Source organism: Mucilaginibacter sp. UYCu711 (genome assembly GCF_050433825.1).
Classification (GTDB): domain Bacteria; phylum Bacteroidota; class Bacteroidia; order Sphingobacteriales; family Sphingobacteriaceae; genus Mucilaginibacter.
In genome coordinates, this window is record NZ_JBNPWM010000004.1 from 343608 (window position 1) to 359755 (window position 16148).

A 16148-nucleotide genomic window follows, 5' to 3' on the forward strand; every position below is an offset into this window, starting at 1 on the left:
GTTTGTAGGTATATAAACGCAAGCAAACAGCACTTTTTTAGCATATTTGATTAATGAACAACGAAAAACAAAACGTTTACAAAGTTTACGACAAGATAGCCAACTGGTTTGCTGCAAACCGTAACGTGGTTTTATTGGAGAAAAAGTATCTTGATGATTTATCAGGTCGGTTGCCTGAACAAGCATCCGTTTTAGATTTGGGTTGCGGTACAGGTGTGCCTATCCTTAAATACCTTGTCGATCAAAATGTTAATGTTACCGGTGTTGATGCCAGTAGTGAGATCTTAGCTATTGCCAAAATAAATTTCCCTGCAACCGAATTTATCTTACAGGATATGCGCCAGCTTAAGTTAAGTCGTAAGTTCGACGCTATAATTGCCTGGAATAGTTTTTTCCATTTACCCGCCGAAGATCAGCCGGCTATGTTTTCACTTTTTGCTCAGCACCTTAAGCCCAGTGGTATTTTACTTTTCACTTCCGGGACAGCGCACGGCGAAGCATGGGGCATCAATGGCGGCGAAAATTTATTCCATGGGTCTTTAGATACTGCTGAATATGAAGATTTGCTAAAAACCCACAATTTTGAAGTTATAAAGCATGTTATTGACGACGAAGAGTGTGGTGCAACTGTTTGGATGGCGAGATATATTGGGTGATCCTATATTTCTTACTACGTCAGCAATGAGGGATTGGAGAAAGTTACTTCTTTACCGTTTTCCTTTTCGCCACAATATAACTCGCAATCTTATCAATATCAACTTTATTGATTGCCCCATTCCAGGCAGGCATACCTTTATCTAACACACCATTTGTTATAATATTAACTATCGATTGTTTACCACTTCCATGTTTTAAGGCAACGCTGATAAGGTTGGCACCTTTATCTGTCCCTTTCAGATCATTACCATGGCAGCTGGCGCACATTTGCTGTATCAGTATTGGTGTGGTCATTTTTACCGCTCTGGTTTGAGCAACCTTATTAGCTTAGATTTTCTGGGATGAGAATAAAGTATTTTCTGTTCCGGATGGGCGAAGTCGCAGTATCAGATCATCGCCAGGCCTTGGTTTTCCCTCTGCCGGGTCAACGTTTGTGGTTGACATATAAATGTACCCATCGGGGCCGGTAATTAACGAGCGGATCCGGCCGAACTTCTCTTTAAATATAATCTCCTGGCCAACTATCTTGTCGCTATTAAGTGTAAGTATCAAAATGCCCTCGCCGCGCATACAGGCTACCAACAACTTGCCTTTTAACTGCGGAAATCTGTCGCCTTTATAAAACATAGCCTCGCTTGGCCCGATGGATGGTGTAAATTCGGCCAGTGGTGTTAACATGCCCTCTTTAGTTAACTGGTGATGAATAATGGGCCAGCCATAGTTCATGCCTTTTTTTATGATGTTGATCTCATCGCCGCCTGTTGGTCCGTGTTCTGATTCGAACAACGTATTAGTGCCGGGCTGAAATACCAATCCCTGTGGGTTACGATGGCCGTAGGTCCAGATCTCTTTGCGGGCCGTGTCGTTGTTAATGAAAGGGTTATCGGCAGGGATGGTACCGTCATCATTAAATCTCAGGATCTTGCCGTTAAGGGCTTTCAGGTCCTGCGCTAAAATAGCTTCGTCGGCATCGCCGGTAGTGATGTATAGTTTTTTATCAGGACCGAAAACTAAGCGGCAACCGGTATGGTTTTGGTTGGCGTGGATGTTATCCCTTATAACCAATGGTTTTATTAAAGTGTCGTTCCTGAACTCATAACGTACAATTTGCAGGCGCATTTTAGTACCCTGCCAATAATCATTCGCCATATAAACCAAACGGTTATGAATAAAATCCGGGTGAAGCACCAGGCCCAGCAATCCTGTTTTATTGCGTTGCGGGATATCAGGGATAACAAAGGCGGGTCTATCAACCAGTTTACCATTCCTGAAAATGCGTAATTTGCCGTTACGCTCTGTAAACAGCAGGCTGTTATCAGGCAGGAAAACTAATTGCCATGGCACCACCAGGTCATGCGCCAGTGTATCTACTTTAAATCCGGTTGTATCTGCTATCGCGATACTGATCCTGGCCTTTTTACCGGCAACAAAAGCGCTTAATGTAACCGCTATAAAACAAACTGCTATAAACCATTTTAGTGTTTTCATTTATCGACTTATGTATGAGGTAAGTTACTAAAAAGTTATTTAAGCAAAAACTTTAAAATTTATATACATAAGTTTGTTATGTATATAAATTATTTATATGTTTGTTTTATTATGAGCACAAACCCGTTATTAAAAGGCACTTTGCAAACCATTATATTAAGACTGTTAGAAGACAATACAGAAATGTATGGTTATGAAATTACGCAAAAGGTAAAAGAAATTTCGGCAGGCGACGTACTGCTTACTGAGGGCGCATTATACCCTGCCTTACATAAACTGGAAGCCGACGGCTTTTTGGAAACTTTTACCCAGGTGGTTGATAACCGGGTGCGTAAATACTATCGCCTTACAGAACAGGGCGGCAAAGAAGTAACTAACAAAATTACCGAAGCCGAAGCTTTTATAGATCAGTTGCAGTTATTGCTAAATCTTAAACCTGCTGTAAAATGAAGCCAAACCAGGAGCAGCAAAACTTTATAAAAGCACAGCTACAAAGTATAACATACGTGCAAGAAACGTATGAAGAGTTGTATGATCATGTGCTTACTGCATTAGAGGGAGTACCCGATGATGCCCCATTTTTTGATGCGGTTAACAACATCATTGAAAATGACCTGGGCGGAGCGAAGGCCATAAAATCAATTGAGGCTAAATATTTAAAAATAGCTATCAAAGAATATATATTCGATTACTTTAGATGCTTGGGCCAATGCTTAACATCTTATTTCATGTTAATTATAATCGCGGCTACCGTTGGATATTATCTGTTGATGCAGTATGAGTGGTTTAATGCGGTTATAGGGCAAGTTATAACTTCATTTATAATTTTAATTCCGGCAGCTATTGTTGGGAGGAAAACTGTTAATACAATAGCAAACGCGCCGGTAAAAACCCTAATAATGGATTATGCAAAAACAACCATAAGGCCATTTGGAAATATCTTTATGCTCTTTTTTCCGATGCTGTTATGGACAAATGTTTCTTTAGTATGTATGAAATTACAACGAGCTAAGTTAATACCAAATCAAATAGACTATAACGGAATGCCTGTTAATGTAGCGTCAGTGCTGTTTTTTATCATCCTTATACACGCAGTAGCCTATCATAAACTATATAAGGATTGGCATAAAACATTAATGGCAAGCTATCTATAATACCTAAACCTTATCACAATTATAGTTACATTCACCTAAAAACAATTCACTAATTCACTCATTAAAAAGGATACCCGATAGCCAAATTAAAGATCAAATTCTGACCACGCCATTCGGCGCTTCTAAAGTCTATCTGGTTAATTACTACGCGCTGACCCGGTGGCAATTGTGGTTTGATGATAGGGAAGGCCAGGTCCGTACGTAATATCAATACTGATAGGTTAAAGCGTAAACCCGCGCCGGCATCGGCAGCCATTTGGCTGATAAAATTCTTGCCAAAAGCCCCCCCCGGAATAACGCTCTTGCTGTTTAACAGCCAGATGTTACCGGCATCAACAAATAAGGCGCCTTCAACTATACTGAATAGTTTAGGGCGATACTCTAAGTTAGCCTCTATCTTTATATCTCCCGATTCGTCCGGCAGGAACTGTGTACCCCCCGTAACGCTTGGAGGTGGGTTGTAAACACCCGGGCCTAACGACCTTGCCTGGAAACCACGCAGGCTGTTAGCGCCCCCAATAAAGAACTGCTGCGTATAAGGCATGACGGTTGAGTTACCATAAGGCAAACCAACGCCAACTTGTAAGCGGGTGGCAATTTTACTTGCCGGCCCTAATTTATGGTAGAACCTAATCTCGTTCTCCAACTTAACGTATTGGTTAAATGGAGTGCCGAATAATTTGCGGACTTTTCCGCTTAAGGTGTCTGCCCCGCTAATAATGCCATAAAGATTACCCGATAAACTGATCTTTCCGTTATAATAGAAAGTGTTAACCCTGGCATCTTCCATTGTGTTGGTATACGTATAGCTATAGCTTGGTCCAAAAGTAAACTGGTTATCAATAACGTGCTGTAAGGCAGGATTACGGGTTTTTGCAATGCTATCAGTATATATTTTGCTTACGCTGGCCGCATTAACATACATTACTTCTAATAAGTTTAACTCATGCTGTTTGTGTAGGTTGGGTTTCCATTGGTAACCAAACGATGCATTGAACGAATTAAGCTTATATAGTTTACTACGGTCAATAAGCGTATAGCCAGTATTTAAAATGGTATGCGGAATAAATGCACCATCGGTTTTAAAATCCCAGGGACTAATAAATCTTGGCCATGACAGCGATGGCTTGATACCAAACTGGTAAACGTTATAGCCGTTGTTACGTGCGCCAAACTGGATATCGGAACTTACAAACCCGGTTACCGCAAACAGCTCGCCGCCTTTAAATGTGTTTTTATTACGGAAGGTCAGGTTAAATTGCGTACCGTTAAAATTGGCGGAGGTCTGGCGTCCCAGGATCTCGGCTTGTAATGATTTGCGTTTGTATTGGGTCAGGTAATAAAACACGTCCAGTTTAGCCGAATCGGGTGTTACGTCCTCAAACCTGTTTTTTACATAACGAAACGGACCCAGCTCAATAAACCGGTTCAGGCTTTTGTTATGCTCTGTACGGTTATAAACTTCGCCGGGATGGAGCAGCACCGCGTTTTTAAACATAAATGCTCTTACGCTGTGTTTAGGGTCGATAACGTTATACCAGCGATAACGCTCGGCCGAATCGAGCTTCGTCGAAGTATCCCTTAAACTATATTTAGGGTAAACATAAATATCCCTGATCTGGTAGATCCAGCGGGCTTGGTCGGGGGTGGTTTCCTTCACCTTAACAAAGATATCCACCTGGTGATTGGCAATGGTACTATCATACCGCATGATCAAATAATCAGGACCGAAATAAAAGAAACCTTTTTCTTTCAACCGGGCATCAATACGGATACGTTCGTTTTTGATCACATCCAGATCGTAGCGGTCGCCAACTTTTAAAAAACTTTCTTTAGCGGTACCGGCAACTGCAGTATCTAAATCGTTATTATCCGTAGGGAATATAACCTTGCGGTAATGGTATGCCGGGCCGGTTTGTACCGTATATACCGCTTTAGCTACTTTTGATTTTTTTTTACTCACCGTATCGCCGCTAACGTTAGCCACGAAGAACCCTTCGTTTTGAAGTCGGTTGGTTAAAATACTTGCGTTTTTTACCACATCAACATTGCTTACCAAAACAGGCGGCTCGCCTAATTTAGTGTTCAGGAAATGCTTAAGCCCTCTTACTTTATTGGTGCGGGTTTTATTATAGATCCAAAGTTTATAACGCAAACCCAGGATATTGGTGTTTGGCTTAGGGCGCAGTAATTCTTCCAGATCAGTGGTTAATGCCTTGGCTTCGCTTTTCTTAGTGTTTTGTTTGTCGGTGATATTCACCCGTGCACCCGTGTATAGCTTTTGGCCGGGCGCCAGGTATTTGGTATTACTGCAGGCGCTTACAAATACAGCAAATAAAATAAAAAGTATGTATCTAAGTTTGGCCATAGTTAGTTTGATGTTTGTTTTTGTTCGGCTGGTTTGTCCGCCGGTTGCACAACTGGCGCCACAGTTTCGTCGTGTGCTTTCTCAGCCGCTTTTTGTTCTTTCTTTTTCTCTTTTTCCTTCTCTTTATATTCCTTCTGCAAATCGCGTTCGGCTTTAGATTTTCGTTTAAACAGTTCTATGAAGCGGTTATACTCGTAAGTTAAAGAGAACGCCAGGCCGGTTTCTATCACCTGCCCTTCAACCACAATAAACTGGTCGCGGCGATAGGCGCGCAGCATATAGCGGCCATCCTGCGTTAGCTTGTAGTTTATAGATAAGTTACCGGCAATGTCGGTTGTTTTTTGTCCCGGCTGATTTTGTCCCTCCAGGTTAAAGTTGTTGCCAACTGTTACTGTCAACCTGTCGTTCAGGAATTGTTTGGATAGGCCGACGTTCAGATCGGTGCGGTTCTGTTCAACGCCGCTCGAATAATCAGCGCCCGATGTTAAACCAAAGCTTAACTGTACGCCGCCACCCAGGTTTCCCGCCAGTTTATTTAACTGATCAGACAATAAGCTGCTCACGCTGTTACGGATTGCACCATTTATACTGGTACCACCACCCAGGCTTTGCAGCGGGTTATCGCCAATAAAGTGGCCCAGCACCAATACACCCAATACCTGCTTGTTTAATTCGTTAGGGTCCTGCCGTATTTGTGCCAGGCGCGTATTGACAGTCGCAATCACATCCGGCGATACGGTATAGCTGCTATCAGGCAGCACAATATCAAAAGTGATATCGGGTTTCATCAACTCATTACGCAGGTTAAGGTTTACATTAAACGGCAGCTTTTGCTTGTACATGGTAAGATTGGTACCGTCATCGCCTATTTGCTGATTTACCAGGTCAATAGGCGGTACGTTAGCTACATAAACTGCTGTCAGGTCAACATTAGCTGTAGTCGGGTCGCCCGTCCAGGTAATGCTGCTGCCTTTTTTAAAGTTGAAGGTGCGTTTTACCGTTGCATAGGCCAGGTTGTATGATCCTTGTTCCACCACATAAGTACCAGTCAAAGTAGTTTTGCCGCTTGGGTCAATACCGCCATTTAAATTTGCTTCGCCTCTTATATGTACCACGTCGCCATTGCGTTCATCAACTACGATGTTAAAGTTGGCGGCTTTGTTTATTTTGATAGTTGCGTTAACGTCCAACCCGCGTAAGTTGCTTTGTTTAAGCGAGTCGAGCTGTTTAGCCAATAGGATGGAATCCAATTTCGGCGCGTTTTGATTGATAACTTCCACAACCCCCTGCCTGTCTTCAATACCCGGATCATTTGACGGTAAAACAAAGGTCATATCTGTTTTATCATTCACGGTTAAGTTGGCATCAACCCTTGGTGATTCCTGCGTGCCGCGGACCTGGATGCGGGTATCTATATATAGCTTACCGTAGAAAAGTTTATTATCGGCCTGGGTAGAATTAACCGCCCTAAAGTTGGTGGCGTTAATATCAATACCAAATTTAAAGCTGGTAAAGGTTTTGGTGTACAAAGTACCGGTAACAATAGCTTTGTTCCCGGTTGAATCAACCAATGTAAAATCACGGAACAGTACGCCATCCTCATTAAAGGTTATCGTCTCTTTAGGCATGGTGAAGTACGAGTTAAGCATGGTGACGTTAAAGCCTACCTCGTTAAAATGCACATCGCCTCTTACCACCGGCGCTGATGTATTGCCGGTTATTTTAAGCTGACCGGTAATAGTTCCTTTAGCATTGCGGATGGCGCCAAAACTAAATCCCTCTATGCTTTTCATGTTCAGCTTAACAATGTTCAGGTCAAGATCGAACTTGCTTTCGGGACTGGTATAGTATACGCCCTGCAAATCAACCTGGTTGCCTCTGCCGGTAATACTCATGTTGGCAGCATAAGCGTTCTCTGTCTGATTATTTACTTTCAGGGCTATGTTGCCTACGGTATCGCCTTTAAAGCTGAAATCGGTAACGTTTAAATCTGCTGTAAACTTCATGGCTTTCTGGAAGTCACTGATATTGGCCTCGCCATTAATAACACCGCCAACCTGTAATGAGTCCTGCTGCGCCATTCGGGTCAACGTTTCGATATGGAAATCGCGGAAGCCAACTTTAATGGGCGAGTTAAACGCGGTGCCGGTGCTGTTAACGCTTAATACCTGGTTAGCATTGGTTATGTTAAAATTGTGGGCCAACACACCTTTGCCGCCAAACTGGAAGTAATTGTCGGCATTTACCGCCCATGGAATATAGTTAAACATTACCCCATCCTGCACAAAGCTAAACTGGTAAGCATTTGGCAACGCGCTAAATACACCAGCAATGCGATAACGTTCTTTCTTTGCTGCATCACGCACCTGCACACTCAGGTTTAGCTTATTATTTTGGGCGCTGCCGCTGATACTTGGGAAAAGCAAATCTAATGTAGATGACATTTTTATCTCATCTACTGTCAAAGCATAATTAAGCGCGTTGTTAGCCGTATTAATGGTAAGCTTACCATTGTTAATAATATAAGTATCATACACTACTTTAGGGATGGTGCCGTTAACCACAAATTCGCCGGTCGCGCTATTAAAACGTCCTGTAATATTCACCGGGTCCATTTGCTTAAGCGATGGTGCAAACTGGGTAAGCAGCGGCGTTTTCAGTATCCGCACCGCGAAGGTGAATTGTTGCGGCGAGTTAACCGGTTTAGTTTTGGCAACCGCGCTGCCCATGCTCATATCAAAATATTTGTTGATCAGATCCTGCATGGCATCGCCAACCTGGGTAAGCTTATATTTGCCGCTCAGCCGTGCGTTCATAAACGGTGTTTTTAAACGTAACGAGCTGCTATCGGCATTTGCGGTTGATACCAGGCTGATAGAATCAACCCTTATGCGCTGGTCCTTATTTACCACCAGCAGGTCGGTTACTTTAATATTAGCGTTCAGGTAATCCGGATCGGCGGTAGGCACATCAGCAATAACTTTACCGTGCAGGCGCATCGGTGTAGTGGTAAAATGCAATGCTTCCAGGTTAATGCTATCCAGCATTAAATTAGCTTTTACTGATGGATACTTTTTATTCAGATTGGCTTTAGCATCCAATGTAAAGCTGATGTTTGCGTCCCTCATCTTAGATACCACCGTATAATTACCATTGGCAGCCGTACCCTTTAGCTGCAAATTTTTATAATTATACCCTTTAACATAAGCCTGGGCCACGTTGCCATTAAACTGCAGGCTGGCTTTTTTAGGATCGAGCCCGCGGCCTTTAACATTTGCCGATAACGAAACCATACCCACCATTTTTGGCTGTTTGGTTAGCGCGCCAACGTTTAAATTATTAGCCTTGATGTTGGCCGAATAAGTGGCCCCGGTTTTACTGCCGCCGTTTTTCAGCGAAGCAATCAAATCGGCGGCGCCGTAAGTTGAACGTAAGTTTAATTTCGTGTTAAAATTGGTCATGCCGCCTTTAAAGCTGCCTTTAAGGTTCATGCTGGCCGGTATGCTGACATTTGCCGGGATGGTACCCTTAGGAACCAGCTTGGCTATATCAGTAGCGCTGGTATTGAAGTCGGCTATGTTAACGTCAAAATAAGCTTTCTTCATATCCGGCAGGCCCCTTAATTTAGCTGATGCTTTAATATGGGTGTTGCTTAGTCCGCGGACCTCCAACGAAGGAATATTTAAGTTGTCTACCTGTCCCTGTACTTTACCGTTAATAGCAAACACCGAGTTTGGCGAACTTTTAAAGGGTTCCATGCCGGCCATTGTCGGCATTAACAACAAAACATCTTTTAAGCTGATCCTGGTGCCATCAACATTAGCGTTAACCCGCAATAAGCCTATATTTTTGGTGATGGCCGCGATAGACGGATAACTAACCTGTACCTGTTTTTGAATAATAGTGCGCGGTGTTTCAACCAGCAGGTCATTCAGGTAAGCATTAGTTGGCCCGTAAAAAAAGGCGGTATGAAACCTGTTGATAGTTAACCCGCTCTTTTCATTAAACGTGAACGAATTGATCTTTCCGGAAAGAGAATCAGGGTTATAGGCAATATTTTCGGCATCGGCATTCAGTTTGGTGATATGCATGTGTGCATAGTCCAAGCCTTTGACAATTGGTGCTTGTGCTTCGTTATCAAATTTAATCTCGTCGTTAACAAATTTTATCCTGCCTAAAGTAGCGCTCCAGCCTGTTTTGTTTGGGTTTGACGTAAGGGTATCTAATTTCTTTAGCGCCTTAACAATTTCCTTTTTAACCGTTTTAGGTTTTGCAAAGGTTAGTATGGCTTTGGTATCATTAAGGTCGATGCTTTTAATACCTACCTTTTGGTTTTTAAGGTCGATCTTATCCATCTCTACCAAAAACTTGCTCAGATCTACATTGGCAGCCATCTCATCCGTACGGTAAACCACACGTACTTTCGAAATATCAATGGTACCCAAACTAAGCTCCATATTAAGCGGGGTAGTAGTGGTATCGGGCGGTGGTGGGGTTACAGCAGTTTGGATAACCTGGGCATATACGTTGGATAGGTTGATCTTTGGGATAGTGAATTTCATTTTATCCATATCAAAGTCTTTGATCCGGGTGTCGAAATGCCCCAACAGGAATTTTACATCATTACCGCTTATAGCATCCTTATAAGTTACATTTATCCGGTCGAGGATGATCTTATCCATCGAGAATTTCATGGTGGACGTAGTATCCTCGGGCTTAACTTCTTTCTTTTGCTCGCCGGTAAAAGCTTTTAGGATATAGTCATAATTAAACACGCTGTCTTTTCCGCGGCTTATTTTGGCGGTGATGCCTTGCAGATTAATCTCGTTGATCTCCACCTTATGATGCAGCAACTGCAGCATGCTGATATCAACTTTCAATTTATCGCCGGCAATAAGCGTATCTTTCTTCTGGTCCTCAAAATAAACATCCTCTAAAACCAGGAGCTTTGGCAGGCCAAGACTGATATGGCCGATCTCGACCTTAGTATGAATTTTATTTTGCAGAAAAGTTACCGCTTTGTTTTTTACAAAGTTTTGTACAGAAGGTACCTGTATTAAAATGACTACAAGTAACACCAGAAAGATGACACTTGCAATTATCCAAAGAATAGTTTTTAGAGCTATACGTCCAAATCGTCCCAATTTTATATTATTTTCAAAGTTTAAGTCGTTACTGTTGTATATTAAACAATAAGCGTGCAAAATGTTTAAGTTTTATACTTAATTATCTCATTCGGTTTAACAGAAAGTAATTACTGAGTTTTCAACATCCAATAAACGCCCACGTGTTTTTTGGTAGATTTGTATTCGTCAAAAAAAATATATTATTATATAATGCCTGATTTTTCGCACTTACACGTACATACCCAGTTTTCATTACTTGACGGTGCCGCCGATATATCAAAATTATTTAAAAAAGCAGCCGGCGATGGTATGAAGGCCCTGGCAATTACCGACCATGGTAATATGTTTGGCGCGTTTAAGTTTGTAGCCGAGGCAGGTAAGCACAATGTAAAACCAATTGTAGGCTGCGAGTTTTACGTAGTGGAGGACAGGCATAAAAAACAATTTACCAAAGAAAAGAGGGATGTACGCCGCCACCAGCTATTATTGGCTAAAAATCCCGAAGGTTATAAAAACCTGGTTAAGCTTTGCAGCTACGGCTACATGGAAGGCCTGTACAGTAAATGGCCGCGGATAGATAAAGAGCTTATTTTAAAATATCATAAAGGACTTATTGCCACTACCTGTTGTATTGGTGCATCGGTACCACAAACTATTTTAAGGGGAACCCCTGACGAAGCCGAAACAGAATTTAAATGGTGGCTTGACCTTTTTGGCGAAGATTATTACATAGAGGTACAACGCCACGAGATCCCCGAGCAGGAGATCATTAACAATACCTTGCTTAAATACGCCAAGAAATATAATGTAAAGGTTATTTGCTCTAACGATTCACACTATGTGGATCAGCAGGATAGTAACGCGCATGATATTTTATTATGCGTAAATACCGGCGATATGCAAAGCACGCCCATAGCTACGGATGAGGAGGGTGGTAAAGGCTACAGGTTTGGTTTCCCTAACGACCAGTTTTATTTTAAAACGCAGGCCGAAATGGGTAAGGTGTTTCATGATATCCCTGAATCATTAGATAATACCAACGAGATAGTTGACAAAGTAGAAGTGCTAAAGCTTAAGCGTGACATCCTGCTGCCCAACTTTGTTATCCCGCAAGAGTTCAAGATCCATAGTGAGAGTACGCCGGATGCGGATACGCTTAACCAATGGGAGTATTTAAAGCACTTAACTTTTACCGGCGCTAAAGAGCGCTATATAGATATTACACCGGAGGTTGAAGAACGCATCAACTTCGAGTTGTTTACCATACGCACCATGGGTTTTGCCGGTTACTTTTTAATTGTAGCGGACTTTATAAAGCATGGCCGGGATATCGGTGTGTTTATTGGTCCGGGCCGTGGGTCGGCAGCCGGATCGGTGGTGGCCTATTGTACAGGCATTACCAACATCGACCCGATGAAGTATAACCTCCTGTTCGAGAGATTCCTGAACCCGGATCGTAAGTCAATGCCCGATATTGATACGGATTTTGACGATGCCGGCCGCCAGAAAGTTATTGATTACGTAGTTGAAAAATATGGTAAGAACCAGGTAGCCCAAATCATTACCTATGGTTCTATGGCTGCACGTACAAGTATCCAGGATGTGGGCCGTGTGCTGGATATGCCGCTGTCTGACGTTACCGCGTTAAAGAAATTAGTGCCCGATACTTTGGGCATCAACTTAAAACAAGCCATAGAACAGGTGCCAGAACTGGCCGAGATCTATAAATCGACAGGAGATTTAAAAGGCATCGTACTTCGCGAAGCTGAAAAACTGGAAGGATCGGTACGTAATACCGGTGTACACGCGGCGGGTATCATTATTGCCCCTTATGACTTAACGGATATTGTGCCGGTTGCCACGGCAAAGGACTCCGACTTATTGGTTACCCAGTATGACGGTCGTGTAATTGAAGATGCAGGTGTAATTAAGATGGACTTTTTGGGCCTGAAAACCCTTACTATCTTAAAAGATGCTTTGAGATTGATCAAACAAAATCATGGGGTAGAGATCTCCATCGATTATATCCCGCTGGATGACGAGCTAACTTTTGAGCTATACCAACGCGGCGATACCAATGGTACATTCCAGTTTGAAAGTGACGGCATGCAAATGTACCTGCGCGACCTGAAGCCCGATAAGTTTGAAGACTTAATAGCCATGAACGCCCTTTACCGCCCGGGGCCGATAGAGTACATACCATCGTTTATTAAACGTAAACACGGTTATGAACCTGTTGAGTTTGACCTGCCGGACATGGAAGAGTACCTGGGCGAAACCTATGGAATTACCGTGTACCAGGAGCAGGTGATGCTTCTGTCGCAAAAATTGGCAGGCTTTAGTAAAGGCGATGCTGACGTTTTGCGTAAGGCCATGGGTAAGAAGCAAATTGAGGTACTAAACAAAATGGAGGCACAGTTTATGGACGGGGCAATAGCAAAGGGCCATCCGAAAGATAAGCTTACCAAGATCTGGACCGACTGGAAAGCCTTTGCGCAGTACGCGTTCAACAAATCGCACTCCACCTGTTATGCCTTTGTGGCATACCAAACTGCCTATTTAAAAGCGCATTACCCATCCGAGTATATGGCGGCGGTTTTAAATAACCAGAACAACATGGAGAAGATAACCTTCTTTATGGAAGAATGCCGCCGCATGGGGGTTGAGGTTTTGGGTCCGGATATTAACGAGTCGGACATGGCGTTTGCAGTTAACAAAAAGGGACAGGTGCGTTTTGGTTTAACCGGTGTTAAAGGAGTAGGCGATAAAGCGGTTGAAAGTATTATTGAAGAACGTGCAGAACGCGGCCCTTATAAATCTGTATATGATTTTGCACAACGATCAAATACGCGCAGTGTTAACCGCAAATCATACGAAAACCTGGTAATGGGCGGCGCATTTGATGAGTTTGGACTTAAGCGGGCACAATTCTTTGCTAAGACAGAGAACGGCATATTAACAGGTGTTGAACGTTTAATTAAATATGCTAACGATTACCAGAATACGCAAAGCACCACGCAGTCGTCGTTATTTGGCGGGTCGGTAGCATCCTATATCCCCGAACCGGCTATGCCCGAGTGTGAGGAATGGCCACTGATAGAAAAGCTGAAGTACGAAAAGGAAGTTATCGGCATATACTTAACCGGCCATCCGCTGGATAATTATAAGCTTGAGATGGAAAAGTATTGTAATACTACCATCAGCGAGTTAAAAAACATGCAGAAGGCCCGGTCGGGTGAAGGGGGCGAAGAAGTAATGGCGGCATTTGCCCAGCTGCGTAAACGCGGCGAGGTTTGTGTTGGCGGCCTGGTAGGTAATGCCCAGCATAAAATGACCAAAACAGGCAAGCCCTTTGGCACTTTTGTGTTAGAAGATTATAATGAGTCGTACGAGTTTGCCATGTTTGGCGAGGATTATATCAAGTTTAAAAACCTGATGGTTAACGGCTATTTCCTGCATATTAAAGGGAATATCGAAGAGAAATTTCGCCAGAAGGATAACTGGGACCTGCGCATTGTCAGCATGAGCCTGCTATCAGAAATGCGTGATAAGTTAACCAAATCGCTTACCGTGTTTATAGAATTGAACTCGCTTAGCGATCAGCTCTTGAATAATATACAGGACGTTATTGAAACCAATAACCAAAAATACCCCATGAAAAACTGTACCCTCAGGTTTAAGATAAGGGATGAGGCCATGTTAATCGAAATGCCGTCAAAAAGCTATAAGGTAAACCCAAGCGATGATTTAATGGCTGACATACTGAGTGTGACCAATAGCGCCGCGGTGTTGAATTGATATTTGTCACCCTAAAATCACAGTGTTATAAACACGCCTATTGTTAGTAATTTCTTTGTCAGTTTGTCAGGTATGCATTTGTGGCAAGCAATTTGAATAGTATATATTTGTACAACAATAAAATAAAAATATCATGGCTTTAGAAATAACAGACGCAAACTTTGATGAGTTGGTGCTTAAATCAGATAAACCTGTACTAATTGACTTTTGGGCAGAATGGTGTGGCCCTTGTAGAATGGTTGGCCCGGTAGTAGAAGAAATAGCAAAAGATTATGACGGTAAAGCAGTTGTAGGCAAAGTAAATGTCGATAACAACCCTGGCATATCTGTAAAATATGGTATCCGCAATATCCCTGCTTTATTATACTTTAAAAATGGCGAAATTGTAGACAAACAAATTGGCGCAGTTCCAAAATCGGTTTTAGCCGGTAAATTGGATGCTCAGTTAGCTTAATTCATTTATATATTAAAGTTTTTAAAAAGCCTTACAATTTTGTAAGGCTTTTTTTGTTCCTTTATAATACAGCATGGGGCAATTAAACGACGATCAGCAAATAAGGCATTTGGCCAACCTGGAGCTTTTGGCCCGCCAGGTGGTTGAAGGTTTTATAACTGGCCTGCACCAAAGTCCGTTCCATGGTTTCTCGGTTGAATTTGCCGAGCATAGGCTATACAACAACGGTGAGTCGGTAAAAAATATCGACTGGAAGCTGATGGCCCGTACCGATAAACTGTTTGTAAAACAGTTTGAAGAAGAAACCAACCTGCGCTGTTATTTATTGCTTGATAGCTCATCATCCATGAATTTTCCTGAAAAGGGGATGGATAAGCTGCAGTTCTCTATCTACGCCATTGCATCATTAATGTACCTGTTTAAAAAACAGCGCGACGCGTTTGCACTAAGCATATTCTCAGATAAAGTGGATTGGATAAGCCCGGTTAAATCAACCTCGACCCACTTGTTTTACCTCTATGCTGAATTAGAGAAGCTGTATAACAATCCGAAGGAAAAAACTTCAACCAGCATTACTAATGTATTGCACCAGATAGCAGAGCAGGTGCATCAGCGGTCGTTAATCATTATTTTCAGCGATATGCTTGAAAACAACCTTGACTCGGAAAAAATGAACGCCTTATTTGCTGCCATTCAGCACTTAAAATATAATAAGCATGAGGTGGTAATATTTAATGTTAACGACAAACAAAAAGAACTTGACTTTAATTTTGACAACCGCCCGCATCATTTCATCGATATAGAAAGTGGCGACGAAGTAAAGGTACACCCCGGCAAAATTCGCCAGGCATATCAAACCTCACTGCAACATTATAAGCACCAGCTTGAATTAAAATGCGCGCAATACCATATCGATATAGTTGATGCCCCTATACAGGACGGATATTATAACATACTTAAATCATACCTTATTAAACGTAACAGCATGGTGTAGGCTGCTGAAGATTGAGCGTGTGCTTTTCCCAATAAATATTTAGTAAATAATTAAACAAACCGCTCGCCAATCGCTCTAACTTACTCAACCATAAGTTCAAACAAGTAAA

10 protein-coding genes are annotated in these 16148 nt (G+C 42.4%); 6 read left to right on the plus strand and 4 right to left on the minus strand.

From position 1 onward, the window contains the following. The first annotated feature begins 53 nt into the window (after positions 1-53). On the plus strand, positions 54-656 hold the full coding sequence (locus ABIB50_RS10995) for a methyltransferase domain-containing protein (protein ID WP_429379763.1): 603 nt from the start codon (positions 54-56) through the stop codon (positions 654-656). A 43-nt stretch (positions 657-699) separates the two neighbouring features. Here the strand turns inward: ABIB50_RS10995 and ABIB50_RS11000 are convergent, their stop codons facing one another. Continuing rightward, positions 700-951: a c-type cytochrome gene (locus ABIB50_RS11000; protein ID WP_429379764.1), complete on the minus strand. Its 252-nt coding sequence runs from the start codon at positions 949-951 to the stop codon at positions 700-702. 33 nt (positions 952-984) lie between these two features. After that, entirely contained in the window at positions 985-2145 is a 1161-nt protein-coding gene (locus ABIB50_RS11005; protein ID WP_429379765.1) for a PQQ-dependent sugar dehydrogenase, read from the minus strand. Positions 2146-2256: 111 nt separating this feature from the next. Between ABIB50_RS11005 and ABIB50_RS11010 the strand changes: the two genes are divergently transcribed. Both ABIB50_RS11010 and ABIB50_RS11015 read left to right on the plus strand, forming a co-directional pair. Continuing rightward, on the plus strand, positions 2257-2595 hold the full coding sequence (locus ABIB50_RS11010) for a PadR family transcriptional regulator (RefSeq protein WP_429379766.1): 339 nt from the start codon (positions 2257-2259) through the stop codon (positions 2593-2595). After that, positions 2592-3299 (plus strand): hypothetical protein, encoded by a 708-nt coding sequence (locus tag ABIB50_RS11015; protein ID WP_429379767.1) that lies wholly within the window; start codon positions 2592-2594, stop codon positions 3297-3299. The genes ABIB50_RS11010 and ABIB50_RS11015 overlap by 4 nt, the downstream gene beginning before the upstream one ends. A 61-nt stretch (positions 3300-3360) precedes the next feature. Here ABIB50_RS11015 and ABIB50_RS11020 read toward each other — a convergent pair whose 3' ends face one another. After that, positions 3361-5667 carry a BamA/TamA family outer membrane protein gene (locus tag ABIB50_RS11020; protein ID WP_429379768.1) on the minus strand — a complete coding sequence of 769 codons (2307 nt, stop codon included), beginning with the start codon at positions 5665-5667 and terminating at the stop codon, positions 3361-3363. A 2-nt stretch (positions 5668-5669) separates the two neighbouring features. Continuing rightward, entirely contained in the window at positions 5670-10745 is a 5076-nt protein-coding gene (locus tag ABIB50_RS11025; protein WP_429379769.1) for a translocation/assembly module TamB domain-containing protein, read from the minus strand. Positions 10746-11003: 258 nt separating this feature from the next. Here ABIB50_RS11025 and dnaE point away from each other — a divergent pair, with 258 nt between their 5' ends. The 3 genes from dnaE (at position 11004) to ABIB50_RS11040 (ending at position 16039) form a co-directional block, all read left to right on the plus strand. Beyond that, a complete protein-coding gene (dnaE, locus tag ABIB50_RS11030) occupies positions 11004-14591 on the plus strand; it encodes a DNA polymerase III subunit alpha (protein WP_429379770.1) in 3588 nt (1195 codons plus the stop codon). Between the two features lie 133 nt (positions 14592-14724). Next, entirely contained in the window at positions 14725-15045 is a 321-nt protein-coding gene (gene trxA, locus ABIB50_RS11035; protein WP_429379771.1) for a thioredoxin, read from the plus strand. Positions 15046-15118: 73 nt separating this feature from the next. Beyond that, positions 15119-16039, plus strand: coding sequence for a DUF58 domain-containing protein (locus tag ABIB50_RS11040; protein WP_429379772.1), 921 nt, complete (start codon positions 15119-15121; stop codon positions 16037-16039). The last annotated feature ends 109 nt before the right edge of the window (positions 16040-16148 follow it).